Source organism: Chryseobacterium sp. YR221 (assembly GCF_900176315.1).
In the GTDB taxonomy this organism is placed as follows: domain Bacteria; phylum Bacteroidota; class Bacteroidia; order Flavobacteriales; family Weeksellaceae; genus Chryseobacterium; species Chryseobacterium rhizosphaerae.
The window spans coordinates 426,210-451,747 of record NZ_FWXM01000001.1 but is presented as its reverse complement, the minus strand read 5'-3'; the positions used below and the strand labels follow the sequence as shown (position 1 = coordinate 451,747).

Genomic DNA, 25,538 nt, shown 5'->3' with positions numbered 1-25,538 from the left:
CGGATAATAATCTACATCTGTTTTAACATTTCAGCCCATAAAATTTTTAAAGTTCAATTTTCAATTCAATACAATGAGCTTAGTACTAACAGAAATAAAAAACAAAGTCGGGATCATCACTTTAAATTCCGAAAAAACACTGAATTCCCTGTCATTACCTATGATTGAAGAATTACAGAGCATTCTGACAGATTGGAAAACATCCGATCAGGTAGTCTGTCTTTTTCTTCAGGGTGCCGGTGAAAAAGCTTTATGTGCAGGGGGAGATGTACGGAAGCTCTATGATGCTATTATGGCACAAAGAGCTATTGACCCTACGGAAGTCCCTAAAGACTGCTACGATTTCTTTTCAAAAGAGTATCAGGTAGATTACGACATCCATACCTATCCAAAGCCTGTAATAGTCTGGGGAAGCGGTATTGTAATGGGTGGCGGTATCGGTCTGATGGTAGGAGCTTCCCATCGTATCGTCACCGAAAAAAGTAAACTGGCCATGCCTGAAATTACCATTGGCCTGTATCCGGATGTAGGAGGTACCTGGTTTTTGAATAAAATGCCTTCTGCCTTTGGAATATATTTAGGCTTAACCGGGGCAAGATTAGATGGTGCAGACTGCAAATATTTAGGACTGGCAGATTATTATATGGAATCCTCTTCAAAAGAAGATATTATAAACGCTCTGAAACAGGCAGACTGGACAAATAATCCTTATCAAACAGTTTCCGATATTTTAAATACGATCTCGAAAAATACAGATATTCCTGAATCCCAGGCTGCTTTACATCATGAATTTATCCAGAATTTTGAAGGAGTAGATGCTGTAGAGGAATTCAGTGATCTGATAAGGAATTATCCTGAAAAAGATGACTGGATCAATACAGGATTAAAAAGTTTTACCGCAGGATCTCCAAGTTCGGCACACATTATTTTCAGACAATTGAAACAAGGCAAGCACCTGAGTCTGGAAGAGGTCTTCCAATCTGAATTGAACCTTTCATGTCAATGTTGCATCCACCCGGATTTTGCAGAAGGAGTAAGGGCTTTATTGGTGGATAAAGATCAGTCTCCCCAGTGGCAGCCCGCCACTTTAAATGATATTACCACAGAATGGATAGACAGCTATTTTGCGGAATTAAAAGTGGAGGACTTTCAATCTTTATCCTGATTAGACATAAACATCTGCCTTATCTGCACAATCTGCGAAAGGTAAAAAACATATAGGTTTTGGCTAACGCCATACTATCTCACTTCTATTCAAATAATAATTGATTACACCTTTTCTAATCTCAAATCTCTAACATCTAATTCAAAAAAAATCATGTCAAATATAGCATTCATCGGTTTAGGAAATATGGGGGGCCCTATGGCTGCCAATCTTATCAGGAAAGGTCATACCGTTACAGGTTTTGATCTTTCGGAAACAGCATTAAAGGCATTGGAATCAGCTGGTGGTCAGACGGCCGGATCAGCTTTAGATGCTGCAAAATCCGCAGACGTAATTATCTCGATGTTACCTTCAGGAAAACATGTTGCAGAACTCTATTCTGAGGACTTCATCAGTACTCTGAAACCGAATACATTATTGATTGACAGCAGTACTATTGATGCTGTTACAGCCCGCTCAGTTGCGACATTGGCCATTTCAAAAGGGTGCAAAATGATAGATGCTCCCGTTTCCGGGGGTACCGGCGGGGCACAGGCAGGAACATTGACCTTTATTGTGGGTGGTAAGCAGGAAGATTATGAAAAAGCCCGACCGATCTTGAAATGTATGGGACAAAATATATTTCATGCCGGAGAATCCGGAGCCGGACAGGTCGCTAAAATCTGTAATAATATGCTGCTAGCCATTCATATGATTGGCACCTCAGAAGCGATCAACCTGGGAGTAAAACATGGTCTGGACCCCAAAATATTAAGTGAAATCATGCAGAAAAGTTCCGGTAAAAACTGGTCTTTAGAAGTATACAACCCATATCCCGGTGTGATGGAAAATGCTCCGGCTTCCAGAGCCTATTCAGGAGGCTTTGCCGTAGATCTGATGGCTAAAGATTTAGGCCTTGCCGCAGAAGCCGGATTGGAAACCAAAACCTCTACACCATTAGGGAATACCGCACTGAACTTATACAGAATCTGGAGTGAAACAGGACATGGGAAAACAGATTTCTCCAGTATTCTTCAATTTTTAAATGGAAAAGGGAATATTGAAAATTAAAACAGCCATTCACCCTCTATTTTCATTCCCAATATTTAACCTTTAAATTTCAACGTAAGACAATGAATTTTGAAACATTAATATATCACCAGGAAGGCCATATCGGAACACTAACGATCAACAGACCACAAGCTTTGAATGCTTTGAATGAAACAGTTTTAAAAGAACTTACTTCATTTACGGAACAAATACAATCAGACCGGAATATAAGAGTCTTAATCATTACCGGGTCCGGGGATAAAGCTTTTGTTGCAGGAGCTGATATCAAAGCCATGCAGGGGATGAGTCCCAAAGAAGCGGAAGACTTTTCAATGGTGGCACAGACGGCATTTAATGCTGTTGAAAACCTGCCGTTTGCAGTGATTGCAGCCGTAAATGGATTTGCCCTGGGCGGTGGTTGTGAACTGGCATTATCCTGCGATATTATTTTAGCAAGCGGAAAAGCGAAATTCGGGTTACCGGAAGTTACATTGGGCTTATTACCATGTTTTGGGGGTACCCAACGTCTTCCAAGAGCGATTGGTTTATATAAAGCCAGGGAAATGGTTTTCTCAGGAGACTTTTATTCCGCGGAAGCCTGCAAAGATTTCGGTTTTGTCAACCATGTTTTTGCACCCGAAGAATTACTGAATGAAGCTCTAAAGCTGGCCAAAACCATTGCATCAAGAGGACCTGTGGCTGTTGCAAAAGCAAAACAGTCTTTAAATACAGGATCTGAACTTCATATCTCTGAAGGATTAAAACAAGAAGCGGCTTTATTCGGAGCATTATTTACCACACAGGACCATAGCGAAGGCATAGGGGCATTTATAGAAAAAAGAACCCCTGATTTCCAGGGAAATTAATACGATCGAATATAGAAAAGTTCGACCGCCCTTTTTAATCTGGTCAGGATGAGGATGTCTGAAAATTTTTGTACATCCTCATCTTTTTGTATCAGATCGTTAATCCATGGGTATTTTTCACTTCTGCCATTACAAAGGTACTATGTGTACTTCCGATAGAATCTACAGATCCCAGTGTATTGAATACAAAATCCTGATAATGTTTCATATCCCGGACCTGAACTTTCAGCAGGAAATCAAAATCTCCCGAAATATTATAACATTCTGCCACTTCTTCTATATCCATAATTTCATTAACGAAATCATACCCTACAGAACGGTCATGAATTTTCAGTTTGATCTGGCAGAAAACGGTAAAACCCCGGTTAAGCTTATCAGGATCAAGAACTGCAGCATATTTTTTCACATAGCCTTCCTGTTCCAGACGTTTCACCCTTTCAAAAACAGGAGAAGGAGAAAGGTTAACTTCTTTGGCAAGCTCCTTAACGGTAAGTTTTGCATTTTTCTGAAGCAGTCTCAGCAGCTGTATATCTTTGGTATCGAGATGTTCCACAGGATATTATTCTTTTTAGTATTAATTTTCATCAAAGTTACAGAATTATATTCTTTTAAAATTTAACTATAAGGATATATTTGCTTTATTTTAAATCAATACTTGTTCATTTATTCTGTATGTGTAATTTTACACAAAATTAAAATCTTCTATCAATACAGATAGTCAGTATAATTAATAAAGAATAGTTCTTTACAATACTTCATCAAACAGGGGAGGTTTTACGTAAGGTAAATTAATAGGGAATCGTGTGCAAATCACGAGCTGTCGCGCAACTGTAAGTAACACACCAAAGGTTTCTGTCCTTGTGATCCACTGCCTGAAAGCGGGAAGGACGACAGAAACTGTTACAAGTCAGGAGACCTGCCTTTACTGAATTGACAATGCTTTCGCGGTCTGAAGCTTTGGGTCATACAGATGATATATTTTTTAGTACGTTTTTCTCAGAGTAAAACGGGATTATCAGATATGTCATTATTTTCCCAAAAATAGATACCGGCAAAAGCATTACGAAGCATTCAAAGAGCTTTTAAAAATAAGTTTAATTAAAAGTTTAAAAAATGCAAACGCACATTCTAGGCTATCCGCGAATTGGTAGCAAAAGAGAACTCAAAAAAGCCTGCGAGCAATATTGGTCAGGTAAAATTCTTTTGGAAGAACTTCTTACTACAGGAAGGAATATCTGCAATCACAATTGGAATATTCAGAAGGAAGCAGGGATAGACCTTATCCCATGTAATGATTTTTCCTATTATGATCAGGTACTGGATATGAGCTTAATTGTAGGAGCTATTCCGGTACGTTATCATGAAGTCGCCCTTAAAAAAAATAATTCAGAACTGGATCTGTACTTTGCGATGGCCAGAGGATACCAGAAAGACGGACTGGATATCACGGCCATGGAAATGACCAAATGGTTTGATACCAATTATCATTATATTGTTCCAGAATTTTATAAAAATCAGCAGTTTAAACTGACTTCCGACAAAATATTCAACGAGTTTGCGGGAGCTAAACAAGCTGGAATTAATGCCAAGCCGGTACTCATCGGGCTTGTTTCTTACCTTCTTTTAGGAAAAGAAAAGGAAGAAGGATTTGATAAACTGGATCTTGCAAAAAATCTTCTTCCGGTATACACCGAAATCATAACAAAACTTCAGGATCAGGGTGCCCAATGGATTCAGTTTGATGAACCGTTTTTAACCTTAGATATAACGGAGAAAGCCAAAGAAACCTATCAGTACGTTTATCAGGAACTTAGAAAGCAGTTTCCAAAACTGAAATTCATCATCGCAACCTATTTCGACGGATTGAAAGACAATGCATCTCTTGCTGTGTCACTTCCTGCAGACGTTCTGCATATAGACCTGGTGAGAAATCCTGAGCAGCTGGAAGATATTTTAAATGCTATTCCTGAAAACCTAAGCCTGTCATTAGGAGTGGTAGACGGAAGAAATATCTGGAAAAACAACTATGAAAAGTCTTTGACTTTCATTAAAAAAGCTACTGAAAAACTGGGTACAGAAAGAATTTTTGTGGCTCCGTCATGTTCATTACTTCATTCGCCTTGTGATCTGGATTTTGAAACGGCCCTTCAGCCTGAAATTAAAAACTGGCTGTCTTTTGCAAAACAAAAAGTGAAAGAAGTCGTAAGTCTTAAAGCTCTTGCTTCAGAAACTGAGGATGAAAGTATCCTTGCAGATTTTGAAGACAATAAAAAGGCTGTTGCCAGCAGAAAAACATCTTCTCTTATTCATAATGATAAAGTGAAACAAAGAGTGGCTGCCGTTACTGAAGAAGATGCTCAGCGAAAGAATTCATTTAGAATCCGTAAAGAAAAGCAGCAGGAATCATTACAGCTTCCGCTATTCCCAACCACCACCATAGGCTCATTCCCGCAAACTACTGAAGTAAGAAGCTGGAGGGCCCAGTTTAAGAAAGGAGATCTTAGTGCAGAACAATACGATGCTTTATTGAAAGAGGAAACTCAGAGAACCATCCGTTGGCAAGAAGAAATAGGAATTGATGTCCTTGTTCACGGAGAATTTGAACGTAATGACATGGTAGAATACTTCGGGGAAAAGCTTGAAGGATTTATTTTTACTAAAAATGGCTGGGTACAGAGCTATGGAAGCCGTTGTGTAAAACCACCCGTTATTTTCGGAGATATTTCCCGTCCTGATCCAATGACTGTATACTGGTCTCAATATGCGCAATCCCAAACCAGTAAATGGGTAAAAGGAATGCTGACCGGTCCTGTTACCATATTACAATGGTCTTTTGTACGGGATGATCAGCCCCGTGCCGAGACTTGTAAGCAGATTGCTTTGGCGATCCGTGATGAAGTAGTGGATCTTGAAAAAGCAGGAATCCGGATTATCCAGATTGATGAGCCTGCCATCAGAGAAGGTCTTCCATTGAGAAAAGCAGAATGGCAAAACTACCTGAAATGGGCTGTAGAAGCCTTCAGAATCTCAGCAAGTGGAGTAGAAGATGCTACCCAGATCCATACCCATATGTGCTATTCTGAATTTAATGATATTATTAAAAATATTGCCGATATGGATGCAGATGTCATTACGATAGAATGTTCGAGATCTCAAATGGAACTTTTAAATGCTTTTGCAGATTTTAAATATCCAAACGAAATAGGTCCCGGAGTTTATGACATCCACTCTCCAAGGGTTCCTTCTAAAGAAGAAATGATTGAGCTTTTAAGGAAAGCTCAAAATGTAATTCCAGCCAGCCAGTTATGGGTAAATCCTGACTGTGGCCTGAAAACAAGACATTGGGAAGAAACTGAAAAAGCTTTAATTGCAATGGTAGCTGCTGCTAAAGAAGCTTCAGCAGCCTATGCATAATCATCGCTTGTTCCAATATCATCATGAAAAAGCATCTCCAGGGATGCTTTTTCTTTGTTTAAGCATGCGCGCATCTCGGACAGATTCCGCTGATGATAAAGTTATACTCCTGAGCTATAAAATTCTCAGGTAAACTAATTTCAGGTATAGTATTTTCAATACAGGTAACAGAATGGCATTCTTTACAATTGAAATGAACGTGATTGTGAAAATGCTGTTCGTGAGTACATTTCCCACTACACTTAGCAAAATTCACAACTCCGTCAATATTGACGATCTTATGAATAGCGCCTTCATTTTCAAGTCTTTCCAAAACCCTGTAAATGGTAACTCTGTTACACAAATCCCCTAGTTTCTTCTGAATATCAGAGTGGGTAAGTGCCACCTCAGAATCGTTGATAAGGTTCAAAATCTCAGTTTTGGCATGGGTATTTCTAACTTGTTTCATATTTTTAATGCAACAAAGTTGCGTTATTTAAAATTTTGTATTTACTTTGCAACAAAGTTACAATAACAAAATTAAATCATCCTTTTTATGAAGTCAAAAATTCTTGATGCAGTAGGAATCTCCGCAGCCGTTTTATGTTTGATTCATTGCATAGTCTTTCCTTTACTGATGATCATCCCATTGGGAATATCACATAATCCTTATATTGATCTGGCTTTTCTGATCATTGGAGCCCTCGTAGTTTTCAGAATAATGAGACAAATAACCAACCGACGCCTCAAGTTTCTGTTTTGGGCTTCTATTCTGCTGATCTCCATTTCTGTACTGGCAGATTTTATATTTGAAATTCATATTCCCCTTATTTATGTTGGAGCAGCAGGCTTAATTACAGGTCATATCATCAATTTTAAAAATCATAAACATTAATACATGACAAAGAAACTTCCTGTAACTGTACTCAGTGGCTTTCTGGGAGCCGGGAAAACAACTTTACTGAACCATATTCTGCACAATAAACAGGGACTAAAAGTAGCCGTTATTGTAAACGATATGAGTGAAGTGAATATTGATGCACGCCTTATCGAGAATCAGAATACGCTTTCCAGAACGGAAGAAAAGCTTGTAGAAATGAGTAACGGATGCATTTGCTGTACACTCAGGGAAGATCTGATGATTGAAGTGGAGCGTTTAGCGCATGAAAAACGTTTTGATTACCTGCTGATTGAAAGTACAGGAATCAGTGAGCCTATCCCCGTAGCCCAGACATTTACCTATATTGATGAAGAAAGCGGCATAGACCTTTCCAGATTCAGCTATGTAGACACCATGGTGACCGTAGTGGACAGCTTCAATTTTATGAAAGACTTTTCAACGAATGAATTATTGATGGACAGAGACCTTACGGATATGGAAGGGGATCACAGAACCATTGTTAACCTTCTTACGGATCAGATTGAATTTGCGAATGTCATTATCTTAAATAAAACAGATCTTATCGATTCCGAAACTCTTGGATTTTTAAAAGCAGCTATAACAAAACTTAATCCTGAAGCCCATATCATTCATTCAGAATTCGGGAAGATTGACTCCCGGCTAATTTTAAATACCCAACTCTTTGATTTTGATACGGCACAGTCTTCAGCCGGCTGGCAAAAAGAGCTTCAGTCTGATCACCACAATCCTGAAACAGAGGAGTATGGTATCGGGTCATTGGTTTTCAGAGACCAAAAACCATTTCATCCCGAAAGATTATGGAACTACCTTAATGAAAGATATCCTGAAGGTATTTTAAGGGCTAAAGGGCTTTTCTGGCTGGCTTCCAGACCGGATGACGCATTAAACTTCTCCCAGGCTGGAGGTTCGTTCCGTTTGGAAAAAGCAGGGGTCTGGTGGTGCAGCATGCCCATGAATCAAAGATTAGACTATAATTCATTTGCAGAAAATCAGGAATTTATTGAAAGCAGATGGGATAAAAACTGGGGTGACAGAATCAATGAGCTCGTTTTTATAGGTCAGGATATAAACAAAGACCAAATGGCACAGGATCTCCAAGACTGTCTTATTAATGATAAAGAATTATTAAGCCAACAGCAGAATTTTCAGGATCCGTTTCCTGAGCATATTTAAAATTAACTTTTAATTAATGCAACAAAGTATCAATAATATCATAAATAGAATACCTTTCAGCATTATTTTTACAGCATATGGACAGACGTAAATTTCTAAAAGGATCAGCATTACTATCAGGTCTCTTTACAATATCTCCGCTTGAACTTTGGAGTTCCAAAAGAAGTACTGAGCAACTCCATTCCGGAAGTGCAAAGAACATCATATTTATGGTAAGCGACGGGATGAGTCTTGGAACACTTTCAATGGCCGACCTGTATTCCCGGAATATTTTGGGAAAGGGAAGTAATTGGCTTAATCTGTATCATGATCAAAAAGTTTCACGGGCGCTGATGGATACGGCTTCAGCCAGTTCTATTGTTACAGATTCAGCTGCTGCCAGCTCGGCTTTCGGAGGGGGAATCAGAGTGAAAAACGGGGTATTAAATATGGGAGCCAATGGCGAAAAGCATCTTCCTATATGGCAAAAATTTAAAAAAGCTGGAAAAAAAGCAGGCTGCGTCACCACGGTAACGATTACCCATGCTACACCCGCCGGATTCTGTGTAAATTCTGCCCAAAGAAATGCAGAACCTCAAATCGCTGAAATGTATGCCGAGCTGGAATTAGATGTTCTGATGGGCGGCGGCGATGAGTTTTTTAATCCTGAAAAAAGGGAAGATAAAAAAGACCTTTATGCTGTTTACAGAAAAAAAGGATACCAGGTCCTTAAGGAGCGCAATCACCTGAAAGACATTAAAAAAGGAGAAAAGATAATAGGAGTATTCAGTACAGGAGCGTTGCCTTACAGCATCGACAGAACCACTCTTCCTGATTTCAAAAATACACCTACACTGGCCGAAATGGCAAAAACAGCGATTGATCAGATGAAAGATCATCCGGGAGGTTTTGTACTTCAGGTAGAAGGAGGAAAAGTAGACTGGTCTGCTCATGCCAATGATGTAGCCGCATTAATTCATGATCAGCTTGCATTTGATGAAGCTGTCAAAACAGTAATGGATTTTGCAGAGAAAGACGGAAATACGCTGGTGATTATAACTACGGATCATGGAAATGCCAATCCCGGAACAATTTACGGAGCTGATGCTACCAAAAAATTCAACAGTATTTCAGACTACAAGTACACTAATGAATATATTCTGAATCAGATTCATAAAGATTTTTCTGTGAAAGATATTAAAGACTGGATTTACGAAGGCAACCAACTGGCACTGAATGATGATGAAGCCAAACATCTATTAAGTTTCTATAACGGTCTTGAAAAAGAAGAAGGGCTTTACAATTATAAAAAACTTCCGTTCAAACTCTATTCTGACATTCAGAAAAACCGTAATTCGGTAGGGTGGATCAGCATGGATCACTCCGGAGATTATGTAGAAGTGGCGGTTTACGGTCCGGGAAGTCAGCTTTTGAAGCCTTTCATTAAAAATACAGATCTGCATGACCTAATGCTTAAAGCTTCTCCTTTATAAACTTATTCATATTTTCATATCATATTAATTTTTTGGTGTAACAGGGCGAATCGTATTTCGCCCTGTTTTGGCTATTATACCTGAGAATAAATACAAAGAAAATCAGACCATCTAAATTACAGAGTACACAAGCGGCAAATCTTTTCTGCCTATCGGCCACGATCTACCCGCATACTCTTTATAATACGGCCCAATCTCTTTAAAGCTTCTTCCACTTTAGTATTCCATACATTATTACAGCTGATCCTGATATAGTGGATATAATCACCATTATTGGAAAATAAAGGCCCCGGAGCAATATTTACAAACTGATCAATGGCTTTTTGCTGAAGTTCAAAAGCATTGATATATTCTGGCAATTCTATCCAAAGCACCAGACCTCCTCCGGGACGGCTCATCCGTATATCAGATGGAAAATAATTTTCTACAGCCTGTATAGTCAATAACATAAGCCTGTGCAGTTCGGGTCTCAATTTTCGCAGGTGTCTGTCATAAGCTCCCGTTTTTAAGAGCTGTAGCAAAGAGAGCTGTACAATACTTGCCGTAGCTACATTGGTAACAGCTTTTAACTTTACAACCTGATCAGTAAACCTTCCTGCAGCACACCAGCCGATTCTGTAACCCGGCGCTGCTGATTTAGAAAAAGAAGAACAAAGCATTACCCAGCCCTCTTTATCATAGCTTTTTATATTTGTCGGACGCTGGGCCTGAAAATGAAGATCACCATAAATATCATCATCTATGACCGGTATCTTCATCCTTTCAGCAAAAGCAGCTATAGCCTGCTTTTTTTCATTGCTTAGCATAACACCGTTCGGATTATTAAAGTTTGAAATCAATAAACAGGCTGAAATCTTTTGACTCTTGCAAATCTCTTCCAATTCCTCAATATTGATTCCAGCTAAAGGACTGCCTGATAATTCAATTATTTTTAATCCGAGGCTCTCTATGGTTTGTAATATACCATGGTAGATGGGTGACTGAACAATGACAGTATCACCCATTTTCGATACAGCACGCAGACATAGACTCACCGCTTCCAGCGCACCATTGGTTATGATGACATCATCTGCGGCCAGCTTTCCCTGCCAAAGAAAAGACCTTTTGGCAATTTCTGTCCTTAGGTGAATATTTCCGGCAGCCGATTCATACTGCAAATGTTGTCCGGTTAAATCTCTGGAAGCTTGTTGCAAACTCCTCCGCAGAGCATTAAAAGGCAGAAGGTCAGGACTTAAAACAGCATTAAAAAATGATACATAAGACTTATTTTCAAGGTCAGGAAATGAAGCTTCCTGCAGGACTTTTCCAATAGCAACCTCCTGAGCAAATGTTTTATTTTCTACATACTGAGGAAGATGTATGGAAGAAACAGAGGTACGGAGTACCATAAAACCCGATCTTTCTTTTCCTACAATCAATCCCTTGTCTTCCAGAACCATAAAAGCTTTGAGGATGGTACCTACACTTACTTTTAATTGCTCCCGGATGCTACGCAATGATGGAAGCTTGGATCCCACAGGATAGGTACCGTTATTAATAGAAATCTCAAATTGATCTGCAAGAGCTATGTATTGAAAATCTTTCATCTGTTACATTAATATATTCATTTTTTGTATCTGTTACAACATGGTAAAGATATATACTTTTGTTGAGAACAAAAAAAGAAGAATATGAAAAAATTAGGATTAGTAGGAGGGATAAGTTGGGCTTCTACCTTAGACTATTACCGCTTATTGAACGAAGGGATCAATCAGGAGCTGGGCGGATTGAATTTTGCAGAGTGTATCATTTATTCAGTAAACTTTAATTATTTTCAACAGTTTAACGCCGATTACGATTGGAATGCAACCTTCGACCTGCTTTTTGATGCTGCTCAAAACTTAAAAAAATCCGGAGCAGAAGCCATTGTTCTTTGTGCCAATACAGCTCATATCGTTGCTGATAGAATGGAAGAACTCATAGGGCTGCCACTCATCCATATTACAACTGCTACAGCCAATGCTGTTAACCGGAAAGGATTAAAAAAAGTCGGTTTATTGGGAACCAGTTATACGATGGAGCTGGATTTCTATAAAGATAAATTGATTGAAGGCGGCCTGGAACCTTTAATTCCGGAAAGCAGTGAAGACAGGGATTATATAGAAGATATTTTGAGAAACGAGTTGAGCCGGGGGATTATTAATCCTGAAACCAAAAAGAAATACCTTACCATCATTCAGGGTCTGATTGACCGAGGTGCTGAAGGTATTATTTTAGGATGTACAGAAATCCCTTTATTAATCAAACAGGAAGATGTTTCAGTTCCTGTATTTGATACCATTAAAATCCATGTTGATGCTGCTGTAGAATTTGCAGTTTCAAAACAGAAAATAGAATAATCAATGGATAAGAACCGGGTACTCATCTCCGGTTCTTATTATTTAATCCTGGAATAATTCCGTTTTCCTATGATCAGTATTTCTACTTACATCACTTTGAGTAGAAATACTCTTGTCCTGCTTTATGGTAAGAGGTAATTTTATGGTATCAAAATCAACAAACAACCTAAAACTTGATATCATGAACCATGTAAAATACAGGATAGGAAAATGGCTTCCTTCCGACAGAGCGTTTTTAAATAACTGGATAGAAAAAAAAATCCAACAGGTTAAAAACAGCAATACCCCATTAAGCCCGGCCGTAGCAGACCTGAGAGATGCTATCTACAGTGATCCCGTTTTATATATGAGCTTCACCAGCATGTACGATGAGATCCCGCAAGGCTATAATGAACCTGTAAAAAACTTTGAAACCATGCTACTGATCATTAATCAGGTTTTGAAGGAAGCTCCTTGTTACAGCACAATAGAAGATACAATAGGATTAGTGGGATTTCCAATCAACGCCATATTGGATTGGGCAATGGGTACTCAGGCAGGATATTTAACCTTTCTGCATCCTGTAGTGAATGAAAAGCTCAGTGTAATATTAGCAGAATGGAAGACCTTCCTGGAATCCCCGGATTCAAAATATGTTTTGGTAGACGGCCCCGTTATTCAGCCACAACCCGATTATACGCAGCCTATAGGATGGCTTTCTCCGGATTCTTTAGAAGCTATTGCAGCCATGGATCCTTTAAGAGGAAAGGGCAAAGATCCTGAAAATGCGTTGGATAACTTCATATACAACTACCAATGTGATCCTTCACAGCCTCATTTTGGATATAAAAGCTGGGATGATTTTTTCACCCGGGAATTTAATCCGGGAATCAGAGAGGTAAGCCCTGAAGACCAGGATCATTCCGTAATTGTGAACGCCTGCGAATCAGCTCCCTACAACTGTGTGACCAATGCAAAAATGAAAGATAAATTCTGGATGAAAGGGCAGCCTTATTCTTTACTGGATATCATGAATAACCATTCACTGGCTCAGCAATTTGGAGACAACAGCACCGTGTATCAGGCCTTTTTATGCGCTAAAACTTATCATAGATGGAACAGCCCGGTAGACGGTAAAATAGTAGCCATTGAAAATGTTCCGGGTACCTATTATGCAGAAGCTCCGATAGAAGGGTATGATCCGTCAGGACCTAATGACTCGCAGGGTTATATTACAGAACTGGCAGCCCGCGCTCTAATTTTCATCCAGTCGGATAATGAAAAAATAGGACTGATGTGTTTTGTGGCTATTGGCATGGCGGAAGTTTCCAGCTGCGAGATTACAGTGAAGGAAGGTGATCATGTGAAAAAAGGAGATCCCATAGGTACCTTCCATTTTGGAGGTTCTACCCATTGTCTGATATTCAGACCGGGAGTGAATATCAAATTTGATTTTCATGGACAGACTCCGTGTTTAAATACCTATAATATTCCTTTAAAAGCTAGAATCGGAGTCGTTACAGACTAATAAATACTATAAATCATAGTAACGGTAAGTGTGTTAAACAAAAAATGAGGTAATAAAATGCCTCATTTTTTTATTTTTATTGCAGGATGGTTATATTCCACCCATTACATACATGTTTTCCATAGTAGGAACCGGGCTTCCACCTTCTTTTTCAAGGGTGATGGCAAAGGCCTGTGCTTTTGAAATAGTCGCCAGTGCAATCTGGCTGTCTTTATCTTCAGTATACATTCCTGCGCTTACCGGCTTCCCATCTTCAAGAGCCCAAAGCTGATACTGCATACCTTCCGGAGTTTTGGGAAGACTTTCAGCATTCAGATATACTTTTTTTGTTTTTTTGTCCCAGAAAACCATGGCTTTGGCATCCTGATGTTTTTCAACTCCTTTTAACATCACCATTTGCATATCCGGATTGGAAAACATATTCAATTTCCGATCCATCTTTTTCATAGCGACATCCTGGGATTGCTTTTCTGCTGCCAGTTTTGTCATTTCCTGTTTTACTTCAGATTGGCTGTTCATCCAAAACAGATTTCCGGCCACACTTAACAGGAATAAAACAGATGCTGCCACAGCATAAGGTTTCCAGTTTGTTTTTCCCTGGATCTGTTCCCGGGTTTTCATTTCCCCGTCATCTTTTGCTTCCGGGATATCTGTAGAAAGAGACGGTCTTATTTCTTCAACAGAAGACTGCTCCTGTTGAATTCTGTTCCAGATTTTAGATTTCAGATCACTTGGAGGTGTTACAGCCTGAGCCGTAGCAAGATGTTCCAAAGTTTTTTGGGCTTCTTCAAAAGCCGCTTTTACTTCAGCATTATTCTTCATCACACACTCCAAAATCCCAGCTTCCTCGGGAGAAGCATGGCCTAGAATATAAGATTCTATAATTCCGGATGATATGTATTCTTTTGTGTTCAATTTATTGATAATCTTTTAGCAAATCTTTTAATTTCATCAATGCATTCCGCATTTTCGTTTTTACCGTTCCCAGGGGTATCTTCAGTTTTTCGGATATTTCGTGTTGGGTATATCCCTGATAATAAGCAAGATTAATAAGTTCCTGCTTGTCTACTTCCAGACCTTCCAGCACATTGTTAAATCCAATATAATCGGATGAATTGTTGGTCGTTGAAAGTTCTGTAGTATTATATACGAAATCCGGAAGTGGTTGGTTTTTAAGCTCATTCTGAAACCCTTTAGATTTTAAATAATCTATTGCAGTATTTCGGGCAATATTGATCATCCATGTATAAAATCTTCCTTTAGAGTCATCATATTGGTGGATAGAATTCCATATTTTAACAAAAACATCCTGAATAACTTCTTCAGTATATTCTTTAGACTGAACAATACGAAGAATAATTCCGTACAGCGCACCCGAATAGTGGTCATACAGATAATGAAAACCGGTTTCGTTTTTTTCTTTTAATAAAACGATAAGCTCCTCTTCAGAATAGGTTGTCTTAATAATTGTTATTTTTCCTTCCAAATGTAGCAAAATAAAATGCATTCCAAATGAAATCATTAAAATCTTTTACTTTATATATAATTTTAATGATTTTATTTAAGAAAACTATTTAAACTTTTTTACTAAACCACAAATCGAAGATTCAACGTAGTCAGACATAAAAGTTTTTATTTTTTAGACACTTTAGTACACTTTAGAAAGTTTAAAGGAATACTACACAATTACGTTCACATAAGATGAAAATCTTTGATTTTCAACAAAACTTCAGTGTACTTTATATGCACAAAGCTGGAAACTTTAATAACTTAAGTGTTTAAAGACTTTTGTGACTTTTGTGGTTACAAGAAAGTTTAATCCACTAGGGTTGGATTCCTACGGAATGACAAACAGAACACTATCATACATCACTCTATATAAATCTCAACATTGCAAATATTTAGAACACTTTAGAAAGTTTAAAGGAATACCATACAATTACGTTCACTTAAGATGAAAATCAAAGATTTTCTTAAAACTTTAGTGTACTTTATATGCGCAAAGCTGGAAACTTTAATAACTTAAGTGTTTAAAGACTTTTGTGACTTTTGTGGTTAAAAGAAAGTTTTAATCCACTAGGGTTGGATTCCTACGGAATGACAAGCAGAACACTAGCATACATCACTCTATATAAATCTCAACATTGCAAATATTTAAAACACTTTAGAGCACTTTAGAAAGTTTAAAGGAATACCGCACAATTAAGTTCACATAAGATGAAAATCAAAGATTTTCTTAAAACTTCAGTGTACTTTATATGCGCAAAGCTGGAAACTTTAATAACTTAAGTGTTTAAAGACTTTTGTGACTTTTGTGGTTACAAGAAAGTTTAATCCTCCAGGGTTGGATTCCTACGGAATGACAAACAGAACACTAGCATACATCACTCTATATAAATCTCAACATTGCAAATATTTAAAACACTGTAGAACACTACCTGTGTATTCCATGATCACCCCTGTTCTTACTGAAACCTATAGAAAATTTACTTTGATTTTATTCTTTATTAAAAATAAACAACTGACAATCAGTTATTTGTAAATTATTTCATTTTTTATCAATCTAAAACAAAACCAACCTCGTAAATGACACTAAGAACACAATCAAGTATAACTCAATAAAAATCAACCACAATGAACACACAATCAAAAATCGCAGTTTTAGCAATGATCACCTTATCATTCGCTTTTAGCGGGAAGGTAACTGCACAAACGATGAAAGAAAAAACAGTAATGGTAGGAGGGGCTGCCATGTACCCATCTAAGAATATTATTGAAAATGCTGTCAACTCTAAAGACCATAAAACCCTTGTCGTTGCAGTAAAAGCTGCGGGATTGGTAGAAACATTACAGGGAGCGGGTCCTTTTACCGTGTTGGCACCTACAGACGCTGCTTTTGCAAAGCTTCCGAAAGGAACTGTGGAAAATCTTGTAAAACCGGAAAACAAAGCCATGCTTACCAGTATACTGACTTACCATGTTTTGCCGGGAAAATATAATGCTAAGGAAATATGGGCAGCTGTAAAAGCCGGAAACGGGAAAAGTATGATGAAAACAGTACAGGGCGAAGAACTTACATTCTGGACAAAAGGTAAAGATCTTTATATAAAAGATGCCAAAGGAAACAGTGCCAAAGTGACTATTGCGGACGTAAACCAATCTAATGGAGTTATTCATGTCATAGATACAGTTTTAATGCCATAAGGATTAACAAAACAGCATATTGAGGTATGCTGTTTTTTCTTCTATTATCTCAACAAACACTTAAACAATTAATATTATGAAAAAAACGATTCATGTTTCTAATCAGGGAGCAAGTCTTGATACAAGCAGAAGAAACTTTTTGAAACTGGGAGGTATAGGATTGGCTATGGCCGGTCTCACTCTGGTAGGTTGTGATGATAATGATGATTTTCAGATCATAAATGATGGAAACATATTTGATCTGGGAACAGGAGATGTAGGGATATTAAATTATGCTTATGCCCTAGAACAGCTGGAAGCAGATTTTTATACTAAAGTGGTTAATAATTTTTACACGGGAATTTCCAGTACTGAAAAGGAAATTTTCACGGATCTTTATCACCACGAAGTCATTCACAGGGATTTCTTCAAAGCAGCCATCAGCAGTGCTACTCAGAACGTTCTTCCAAAGCTGGAATTTCAGTATCCCAATGTAAACTTTAATAACCGGAGTTCTGTGCTTGCTACGGCAAAAGCATTAGAAGATACCGGAGTCGCGGCATACAATGGAGCCGGGAAGTATATTACCAATGCGGCTTACCTTGTAATTGCCGGGAAAATAGTTTCCGTAGAAGCCAGACATGCCTCTGCGATCAGAAATCTGATCAATCCGGGATCTGCAGATTTCTCAGGAGACGATGTAGTGGATGCCAACGGTCTGGATCTTGCCAAAGAGCCCAAGGATATTGTAATGGCTGCAGGAGGGTTTATAAAAACACCTTTCACGTGGAAAGAAAGAGGTATTAATTAATCATTCATCTTCAAATCTTGTATTATGAACATTCTTAAATTATTAGATAAGCTTTCTCATGATAAATTTTTTACGGCGGAAGCTTCAAGACTGGAAACACTTACGAATATGTCATTATTCGGAAAAAAAGCAGCAACTGCCGCAATTCCTTTTGGATTAGGTGCCATGATGGTCACGCCGGTAAAAGCAGAAACGGCAACAAAAGAATTTAGAGGTACAGCTTTAAAAAGTACATTAACCGATGCTTTACAATTGGCTTTGGTATTAGAATATCTTGAAAATGAGTATTATGCTTTAGGGCTGTCTGCAGCAGGGCTGATTCCCAATTCGGACAGGCCGGTTTTTATGCAGATTTCAAAACATGAATCGGCCCACGTTAGCTTTCTGAAAAGCACCCTTACTTCTTTAGGGACAACTCCGGGAGCGAAACCTACTTTTGATTTTACAGCTAATGGAAGTTTTTCTCCTTTTACAGATTATAATCAGTTTCTTATCCTGGCACAGGCTTTTGAAGATACGGGAGTAAGAGCCTATAAAGGACAGGCAGGAAATGTCATGTCCAATAAAGTTGTACTTCAGGCCGCCTTACAGATTCATTCCGTGGAAGCAAGACATGCATCACAGGTAAGAAGAATGAGGGCTAATAAAGGCTGGATTGAACTGGCTAATGGTGGAAATATGCCTTCAGCCACAGATCCTGTATACGCCGGAGAGGACAATGTAAACCAGTCCGGATACAATACGGGAACCTTATTTGGAGCGGCGGCAGGTTCCGCCGCCTATGACGAAGTGATGAGTGGCAGTGATGCCCAAACTATTGCCTCCTTATTTATAGTGTAATTGTGATTGGATGGCAGTGGAGGAGGTGTCCTTTTCCGGCATATCCGGAAAAGGACCTTTATCAAAAAAAAGTGTATTCATCGCCAGACCTTAAAAAAACAGATGATCAATAATTAATTTTTATCCATCCTTTTACGGCAAGTACCATATATAATGTATGGTACTTTTGTGTTATCAGCTTCTATTTTTAACCTATATCATGGAATAATTATTGCCTTATTCATGATCTGGTGTATTCTAATATTTTTCTATTATGAAAATAGCAACCTATAATGTCAACGGAATCAATGCCCGGTTACCTTTACTCTTGCAATGGCTGAAAGAAGCCTCCCCGGATATAGTATGCCTTCAGGAGCTTAAAGCTCCACAGGAACGATTTCCTTTAAAAGAAATTAATGCTGCCGGTTATCAGGCCATATGGAACGGACAGAAAAGCTGGAACGGGGTAGCCATACTGGCAAAAAACAGGGAGATCACAGAAGTACAGCGGTCTCTGCCAGGTGATCCTGAAGATCTTCAGAGCAGATATATAGAAGCCATTATTGATCAAATGGTTATATGCTGCTTATATCTTCCCAACGGCAACCCTTATCCTGGAGCAAAATTTGATTACAAGCTCTCATGGATCAAACGCTTACAAAGGAGAACAAACCAGCTTATTAAAATGGAGCTTCCTGCGATCCTTATCGGAGATTTCAATATTATTCCCGAACCCATAGATGTCTACAAACCTGAACGCTGGGAAAATGATGCACTGTACAGAATTGAAGTAAGAAAAGCATATAAAGAACTGCAAAAGAAAGGATGGATGGATTCTATCCGTACCCTTTATCCTGAAGAAAAGATCTATACATTCTGGGATTATCTATACAAAGCTTACGATCGTAATGCAGGAATACGGCTTGATCATATTTTATTAAGTCCTTACCTGAGTCCCCAACTGCAATCAGGTGGAGTAGACCGTCATGTCAGGGGCTGGGAAAAGAGCAGTGATCATGCACCGGTATGGATTATATTGGACAGGTCCTCGAAGCCGTGATGACCGCTATAAAGGTTTTAGTAAATAAAAAATACAGCCAGTCTTCTTTGAAAACCGGTTGTATGGTATATGTATGCTATAGAAATCAGAGATCTATAGCGATTCTATTATGATAATTTACGGCGACGACCGGAAACCTTACGGTCAAGATCTTTGATATCCTGTCTCAATTCCCGAAACATCTCTTTAAAATTATAGCTTTCATAATCACCGGGTTCAAAGTCTTCCGGAAAAATTCCTGAAGCATACTGCCATATTTCCACCACCTCATCAAAGGGGATTTCGTAAGGCTCATAGAATGAATTATCCGCACTTACACTGATGGTATTTTCATTCTTTTCTTTAAAACGTTTATAGGTAATTCCGTCATTTAAAGTGACAAAAACATAGGTTTTCCCTTGTTTCAGGTCATTTATTCCTTCTACATATTTCCCTACAATATAAGAACCGTTTCTAAACGGAGGCATAGAGTCTCCATCTGCAGGAAATGCTCTGTATTTTCCATTCGTTAAAAAGGGAAGGGCAATCCTTTGAAGGCTTTCAATATATTCTACATCGCTATATCCCTCCAGATATCCCATTGATGCTTTTTGAGGAATGATTTCAATAGTATCATTTCCATGATGATCTACAGCTACCGGAAGTACAATTCTGTTGTCCGGAAGTTTCAGCATTTCATCCATAGGATATTTCTGGATATCTACAGAGACCAGAAGATCAATACTCACATGGAAATATTTGGATATTTTTACCAGAAGCTCAATCGGAGGCTCAGATATTCCATTCTCATATTTAGAATATCTTACTCTGGAGATCGTTAATTCGTCAGCTACATTTTGTTGGGAAAGTTTTCTCTTAGCTCTTAAGAATCGTATATTATTTGAAAAAATTGACATTGATAAAATAAAAGTATATCAGCAAAAATACAAAATTGATTTCGTTATCAGTGATCAGCAACGCTTGTTTTCCTGTACAAAGTGGAAAAAAATCACCTTTTCTGGTATATTATACCGGATGCTGAAGAAAAAAAGTGAATTTCAGGACCCCCGTTTTTACTATTTATACAGAGACAGACTGTTTTTTTCAGTTTTGAAGAATATTCATTAAAAAACAATATTTACTCTTAAATTATTAACTCTAAATTTTTGAATTTGAAATATGTTTTTTAACATTTAGTAAATCAATCAGATATAACAATAAATGATATTCTCATTATTTTCCTTTTATATTAATGAAATATTAAATTATAAAAACATATTATTAATTTTTTAAGAAAAATTTGGGAACTTATTATTATTCTTCTTATATTCGTAATGTAATAATCATATAAAATTATAGTTATGAAAAACTTAAAAAAATTAGACAGAAACGAATTAAAAACAATTTCTGGTAACGGATTACTTGATCCAATCGGTGGATTACTAGGAGGATTAGGTGGTGTAGTTGGAGGTGTTGTAGGAGGTGTAGGCACTATCGTTGGTGGTGTTGTTACAGGTGTAGGTTCTACAGTTGGTGGAGTATTAGGAGGTGTTGGTACCCTTGTAGGTAACACATTATGCCAAACACAATGCGTAATCAATGGTGTCATTCACATCAGATTACTTGAATGTGGATCTACTTGCTAAGAAAAAACAAGTAATAAAAACTATACCGCTCTTTTTGGAGCGGTTTTTTTGTGGCAGTACAGCATTCAAATCCTTTTTTGCAGATCTATCTCTCACGCTATATTTTATTACCATACAACATGTTATGGGTTGCCAAACTTTATAATTAGGAATACATTGCTTTTTCTTTAATGCAACAAAGTTGCTTTAATAAAATTAATTATCTAGCTTTGCCGGATTATTAAAGCATACGCATATGAAAAAAGCCGTTATTTTTTTGATGGGAGGGACACTTATTTCTTATCCTTCTGTGTTGAAAGCTCAGAACCTGAGGGCTAAAAAGACCGTTCAGGATATAGAGTCAATACAGATACAGGGAAAGATGAATAAGGAGGTGGTAAGCATTTCACGGAAAACACTGGATGTCATCCAATCCAATACCTTAGGAGAAACGCTAAGTAAAATTCCGGGTATTCAAAACTCCGGATATGGCCCCAATTCCGGAGCCCCTGTTATCCGAAGTCTGAGTGGAAATAGAGTAAGAATTCTGGAAAACGGAACTGCAGTCAATGATCTTTCGGGAATAAGTCCGGATTTTAATATGGATATTCAAATGGATAATGTCCAAAATATCAGCATTTATAAAAATTCAGCAGCTGTTCTGTACGGTGGAAAAGCTATTGGGGGAGCTGTTGATATTGAAACCAATTATATCGTCCGTCAGCTTCCATCCAAAAAAATTAATCTTCAGGCACTCCTGGAAGGTGGAAGTAACAGTGGGCAGAAACAGTCATTTTCTGCAAAAGGAACTATTACTAAAAACTGGATATGGATAATGGGAGGATCCAACCAAAAACAGGAAATTGTCCGGATCCCGGGAAAATCTAAAGACAGCAGATGTTATGATCCAAATCTGGTTGGGTTTAACAGCATTTTGCAATCCCTCTGCCAGCTGGACGTAAATTCAAGAAATGTTCTTAACATTAGTATGTTTCCTTATATCAGCCAGTTTGCCAAGGATCATATGGTAGAATATGAACTTTCACAGGATGATCTTTACACATTCAGTCCCACTTACTATAATCCGTCGGATGGCCAATATTACCCCAATCCCAAAAACGATCAGTACGTTCCGGGACAGGATCCAACAAAAGACCGTTACAGAAGCGAAGTAAACAGCATTAAGGATTATGTCCCGACAAAAGACGGCGTCATTCCAAACAGTCATTCAGAAAGCAATTCATTTTACGTAGGGACCAGCTATATTGGCAAATCCTTTTATCTGGGAGGTGCTTATCAAAACGCTTATTCCTATTTTGGAGTTCCCGGCTATACATTGTCCAAAATTCCCAAACACTCTCACGGAAAACCTCAGAAGACATTGGAATATGTCCCCATCAATATAAAAAGCTTATCTCATAAAGCTATGCTGGAAACGGCTTATCAATTCAATCATTCTCCCATTGCCGGGATAAAATTTAATTATATGGGAGTGTTTTCCAGCAATTCGGAACTTCTGGAGCGCCACAAAGCCAATCAATTTCATGTACAACAACATAATGGCCGCTTGGAAATAGCACAACAGAAGCTGAAATTTTTAACTGGAACTACCGGAGTTGAAGTACAATACAGGGAAATGGAAGGCAGCGGAAGTCAAAGATATCTTCCTGACAACATAAGCCGTGAAATTGGCATATTCACGATGCAGCACCTCAATTTCGATTTTCTTGAATTTGATTTGGGATATCGGAATGATCATGTACAGCGCAGAGCCGATGCTGATAAAAAATACATCAGAAGCCGTGGACTCTCCGGAGGAAATCTTATGGGAAGAGATTTTACCCTGAATCAGTTTCATACAGCGGCCCAATGGAATATCTTTAAAAAAGCCTATCTGAAAGTACAGTATAATCATTCTGAAAGAGCCCCGGAAGTCAATGAACTGTATGCAGGAAACAATCATTTTGCTATTCTCACAGAAGAAAGCGGAGATGATAAATTGGATAAAGAAATTGCAAAAACATGGGAAATTGGTGGTGGACTCAATTTGAAAAATATTCGCTTATCTGCCAATTGGTACCATACTTTCTATAAAAATTATATTTACCTTGCTCATACGGGGATTTCACGGGAGGTTTTCCTGGTAAAGGAATGGCGTTCTGATGATACCGAGATCAATGGAATAGAAGCTGAAGCAGCCTACAAAATGGATCTTCATACATTGGGAAAATGGGAAGTAGGTTCCTATTATGATCTGGTGAGAAACATCAGTACAGCCGACAGTTCTATAAGAAAATGGAGCGATGGAGATTATATGCCCAATATGCCGACAAGCCGTTTTGGGTTCAACCTTAGCGGAACGGTACAAAAACTGAACTTCAATATAGCATTGGACCATTATATGAAGCAAAAATATCTTGGGAAAAATATAAATCCGGAACTCCCGATGCCGGCATTTTCACTTCTTAACGCACGTGTTTCTTATGAAGATACCCATTTAAAAATGGGAAGTATAGAATATTATATAGCTGGAAGCAATTTATTAAATACAGAAGCAAGGCTTCAAAACTCTCAGCTGAAATTCCTTAGCCCACTCGCAGGAATTAATATTTCTGTAGGAGTGAAAATCAAAATATCATAACCATTAGATCCGGCTGTTACCTGTTTGAAACAATTTTGGCAAGGCAGGTAACAACGGATTTTATTTCACTAGCCGGAAAGTCATATTAATCCTTGGTTTCATAGGCCGCGTAGATTTGGCAATGCGATGTTCCCAGTTCATCTGGAGATCTCCTTTCATAATTAACAGGGAACCATGCTGAAGAGGCAGGCTGTATTTATTGGAATGGTCATCAAACTTTCTGAAGTCAAAACTTCTTACCTGCCCCAGGCTTATGGAAGCAATAACCGGACGGTTTCCCAATTCACTTTCCTTATCCCTATGCCAGGTTACAGAATCATTTTTATCCCGGTATAAATTCAACAACACTGAATTAAACCGATATCCTGTGCTTTTCTCGATGCGCTCTTTCAATTCCAGAAGCTCAGGCAGCCAGGGGTTAACATTAAACTGATGGCCATCCAACTGATATTTTTTGTCATCATCACCATACCAGGCTGTCAAACGGGGCGTCAGGACCATTTTATCATACATTTTCTGAGTTCTCTGTTTCCAGGGTGCAGTATGCATTAAAAGCTCCTCAAGTTCTGAAGCCTCATTTTCAGCTAAAAAATGTTCCGTATACTCCAATAGTTCACTTGGAAACCTGTAAAATTCTTCAGAATTAAATAAGCTAAGCTGCGACATTTTTAAATATATTTTCCATTATTATTTTCCGGAAATTTTATTTTCCAATTCCTTGATATCTTTTTTCAACTCCATAAACATTTCTTTCATATCCAGATCTTCTGTCTCATCCGATTCAAAATCTTCAGGAAAAATACCTGAAGCATATTGCCATATCTCCAAAACTTCCTCAATCAAAATATCATAAGGTCTATAAAATGAATTATCTGAGCTTACCCAGATTCTGTTTTTTCTTTTACCCATAAAACGTTTATAGATGATTCCTTCATTTAGAGTTACAAAAACATAGGTTTTTCCAGGTTTCAGATGATCTATCCCTTCCACATATTTTCCTACAATATAAGAACCCCTTCTAAAGGGTGGCATGGAATTTCCTTCCGCCGGAAAGGCCCTGTATTTCCCATGCGTCAGAAAAGGAAGGGCAATTCTTTGAAGATTTCCAATATACTGTATATCCCTGTAGCCTTCAAGATAATTCTGAGCCTCTTTTTGAGATATAATCTCTATGGTATCATTTCCCAGATGATCTACCAATACAGGCAGAATAATTCTGTTATCCGGAAGGTTCAATGTCTCTTCCATCGGGTACTTCCTGATGTCTACAGATACCAGAAGATCAATGCTCACATGAAAAGACTGAGAAACTTTCAGCAGCATCTCAATAGAAGGTTCCGATCTTCCATCTTCATATGAAACATACCGGGAGCGGGTAATGCTTAAAAGTTCAGCAAGCTCTTGTTGAGTTTTTTCTCTCTTACCTCTCAAAAACCTTATGTTATCTGAAAAAATCGACATTGTTACAAATTATATCAACAAAAATACGAATTTTGTTCAAAAACGTAACTAATT

General features: G+C 38.1%; 23 protein-coding genes and 1 riboswitch. Of the genes, 15 read left to right on the top strand and 8 right to left on the bottom strand.

The features are described from left to right. The first annotated feature begins 73 nt into the window (after window positions 1-73). The 3 genes from B8967_RS02090 to B8967_RS02080 all read left to right on the top strand — a co-directional run bounded on the left by B8967_RS02090 (window position 74) and on the right by B8967_RS02080 (window position 3,060). Window positions 74-1,165, top strand: coding sequence for an enoyl-CoA hydratase/isomerase family protein (locus tag B8967_RS02090; RefSeq protein WP_084084181.1), 1,092 nt, complete (start codon window positions 74-76; stop codon window positions 1,163-1,165). 153 nt (window positions 1,166-1,318) lie between these two features. Continuing rightward, complete coding sequence (gene mmsB / locus B8967_RS02085) at window positions 1,319-2,215, top strand: 3-hydroxyisobutyrate dehydrogenase (protein WP_084084180.1); 897 nt, start codon at window positions 1,319-1,321, stop codon at window positions 2,213-2,215. 62 nt (window positions 2,216-2,277) lie between these two features. Next, window positions 2,278-3,060, top strand: coding sequence for an enoyl-CoA hydratase/isomerase family protein (locus B8967_RS02080; protein ID WP_084084179.1), 783 nt, complete (start codon window positions 2,278-2,280; stop codon window positions 3,058-3,060). 91 nt (window positions 3,061-3,151) lie between these two features. Here B8967_RS02080 and B8967_RS02075 read toward each other — a convergent pair whose 3' ends face one another. Next, window positions 3,152-3,613 carry an Lrp/AsnC family transcriptional regulator gene (locus B8967_RS02075; RefSeq protein WP_047493705.1) on the bottom strand — a complete coding sequence of 154 codons (462 nt, stop codon included), beginning with the start codon at window positions 3,611-3,613 and terminating at the stop codon, window positions 3,152-3,154. Window positions 3,614-3,812: 199 nt separating this feature from the next. Further along, window positions 3,813-3,999: riboswitch (cobalamin riboswitch) on the top strand. A gap of 174 nt (window positions 4,000-4,173) precedes the next feature. Between B8967_RS02075 and metE the strand changes: the two genes are divergently transcribed. Then, complete coding sequence (gene metE, locus B8967_RS02070) at window positions 4,174-6,474, top strand: 5-methyltetrahydropteroyltriglutamate--homocysteine S-methyltransferase (RefSeq protein WP_084084178.1); 2,301 nt, start codon at window positions 4,174-4,176, stop codon at window positions 6,472-6,474. A 58-nt stretch (window positions 6,475-6,532) separates the two neighbouring features. Here metE and B8967_RS02065 read toward each other — a convergent pair whose 3' ends face one another. After that, the gene (locus B8967_RS02065; RefSeq protein ID WP_084084177.1) at window positions 6,533-6,922 is read right to left on the bottom strand and encodes a Fur family transcriptional regulator; all 390 of its coding nucleotides are present in this window, start codon (window positions 6,920-6,922) and stop codon (window positions 6,533-6,535) included. A gap of 87 nt (window positions 6,923-7,009) precedes the next feature. On the opposite strand from B8967_RS02065, the gene B8967_RS02060 reads away from it, so the two are divergent. The 3 genes from B8967_RS02060 to B8967_RS02050 all read left to right on the top strand — a co-directional run bounded on the left by B8967_RS02060 (window position 7,010) and on the right by B8967_RS02050 (window position 10,020). Continuing rightward, window positions 7,010-7,348: a MerC domain-containing protein gene (locus tag B8967_RS02060; RefSeq protein WP_084084176.1), complete on the top strand. Its 339-nt coding sequence runs from the start codon at window positions 7,010-7,012 to the stop codon at window positions 7,346-7,348. Window positions 7,349-7,351: 3 nt separating this feature from the next. Further along, complete coding sequence (locus B8967_RS02055; protein WP_084084175.1) at window positions 7,352-8,548, top strand: GTP-binding protein; 1,197 nt, start codon at window positions 7,352-7,354, stop codon at window positions 8,546-8,548. A gap of 77 nt (window positions 8,549-8,625) precedes the next feature. Further along, window positions 8,626-10,020: an alkaline phosphatase gene (locus B8967_RS02050; protein WP_084084174.1), complete on the top strand. Its 1,395-nt coding sequence runs from the start codon at window positions 8,626-8,628 to the stop codon at window positions 10,018-10,020. A gap of 149 nt (window positions 10,021-10,169) precedes the next feature. On the opposite strand, the gene B8967_RS02045 is transcribed toward B8967_RS02050, so the two are convergent. Further along, window positions 10,170-11,606, bottom strand: a complete 1,437-nt coding sequence (locus tag B8967_RS02045; RefSeq protein ID WP_084084173.1) for an aminotransferase-like domain-containing protein — start codon at window positions 11,604-11,606, stop codon at window positions 10,170-10,172. A gap of 84 nt (window positions 11,607-11,690) precedes the next feature. On the opposite strand from B8967_RS02045, the gene B8967_RS02040 reads away from it, so the two are divergent. Together B8967_RS02040 and B8967_RS02035 are read left to right on the top strand one after the other, a co-directional pair. Beyond that, window positions 11,691-12,398 carry an aspartate/glutamate racemase family protein gene (locus B8967_RS02040; RefSeq protein WP_084084172.1) on the top strand — a complete coding sequence of 236 codons (708 nt, stop codon included), beginning with the start codon at window positions 11,691-11,693 and terminating at the stop codon, window positions 12,396-12,398. Window positions 12,399-12,579: 181 nt separating this feature from the next. Then, window positions 12,580-13,905 (top strand): phosphatidylserine decarboxylase family protein, encoded by a 1,326-nt coding sequence (locus B8967_RS02035; RefSeq protein WP_084084909.1) that lies wholly within the window; start codon window positions 12,580-12,582, stop codon window positions 13,903-13,905. A gap of 90 nt (window positions 13,906-13,995) precedes the next feature. On the opposite strand, the gene B8967_RS02030 is transcribed toward B8967_RS02035, so the two are convergent. Further along, window positions 13,996-14,820, bottom strand: a complete 825-nt coding sequence (locus B8967_RS02030) for an anti-sigma factor (protein ID WP_084084171.1) — start codon at window positions 14,818-14,820, stop codon at window positions 13,996-13,998. Window position 14,821: 1 nt separating this feature from the next. Beyond that, on the bottom strand, window positions 14,822-15,427 hold the full coding sequence (locus tag B8967_RS02025) for an RNA polymerase sigma factor (protein WP_228405986.1): 606 nt from the start codon (window positions 15,425-15,427) through the stop codon (window positions 14,822-14,824). A 1,112-nt stretch (window positions 15,428-16,539) separates the two neighbouring features. Between B8967_RS02025 and B8967_RS02020 the strand changes: the two genes are divergently transcribed. From B8967_RS02020 to xth, 4 genes are all read left to right on the top strand, one after another. Continuing rightward, window positions 16,540-17,109: a fasciclin domain-containing protein gene (locus B8967_RS02020; RefSeq protein ID WP_084084170.1), complete on the top strand. Its 570-nt coding sequence runs from the start codon at window positions 16,540-16,542 to the stop codon at window positions 17,107-17,109. 76 nt (window positions 17,110-17,185) lie between these two features. Further along, window positions 17,186-17,899, top strand: a complete 714-nt coding sequence (locus B8967_RS02015; RefSeq protein ID WP_084084169.1) for a ferritin-like domain-containing protein — start codon at window positions 17,186-17,188, stop codon at window positions 17,897-17,899. A gap of 24 nt (window positions 17,900-17,923) precedes the next feature. Next, a complete protein-coding gene (locus tag B8967_RS02010) occupies window positions 17,924-18,739 on the top strand; it encodes a ferritin-like domain-containing protein (protein ID WP_084084168.1) in 816 nt (271 codons plus the stop codon). 253 nt (window positions 18,740-18,992) lie between these two features. Next, window positions 18,993-19,778, top strand: a complete 786-nt coding sequence (xth, locus tag B8967_RS02005) for an exodeoxyribonuclease III (RefSeq protein WP_084084167.1) — start codon at window positions 18,993-18,995, stop codon at window positions 19,776-19,778. A 107-nt stretch (window positions 19,779-19,885) separates the two neighbouring features. Here the strand turns inward: xth and B8967_RS02000 are convergent, their stop codons facing one another. Beyond that, window positions 19,886-20,674 (bottom strand): XRE family transcriptional regulator, encoded by a 789-nt coding sequence (locus B8967_RS02000; protein WP_047493726.1) that lies wholly within the window; start codon window positions 20,672-20,674, stop codon window positions 19,886-19,888. 444 nt (window positions 20,675-21,118) lie between these two features. On the opposite strand from B8967_RS02000, the gene B8967_RS22375 reads away from it, so the two are divergent. Then, window positions 21,119-21,403 (top strand): bacteriocin-like protein, encoded by a 285-nt coding sequence (locus tag B8967_RS22375; RefSeq protein ID WP_179140018.1) that lies wholly within the window; start codon window positions 21,119-21,121, stop codon window positions 21,401-21,403. 235 nt (window positions 21,404-21,638) lie between these two features. After that, window positions 21,639-24,023, top strand: coding sequence for a TonB-dependent receptor (locus tag B8967_RS01990; RefSeq protein ID WP_084084164.1), 2,385 nt, complete (start codon window positions 21,639-21,641; stop codon window positions 24,021-24,023). A 60-nt stretch (window positions 24,024-24,083) separates the two neighbouring features. On the opposite strand, the gene B8967_RS01985 is transcribed toward B8967_RS01990, so the two are convergent. Both B8967_RS01985 and B8967_RS01980 read right to left on the bottom strand, forming a co-directional pair. Then, on the bottom strand, window positions 24,084-24,689 hold the full coding sequence (locus B8967_RS01985) for an alpha-ketoglutarate-dependent dioxygenase AlkB family protein (protein WP_084084162.1): 606 nt from the start codon (window positions 24,687-24,689) through the stop codon (window positions 24,084-24,086). A 21-nt stretch (window positions 24,690-24,710) separates the two neighbouring features. Continuing rightward, window positions 24,711-25,484 carry a LexA family transcriptional regulator gene (locus tag B8967_RS01980; protein ID WP_084084161.1) on the bottom strand — a complete coding sequence of 258 codons (774 nt, stop codon included), beginning with the start codon at window positions 25,482-25,484 and terminating at the stop codon, window positions 24,711-24,713. Window positions 25,485-25,538 lie beyond the last annotated feature (54 nt).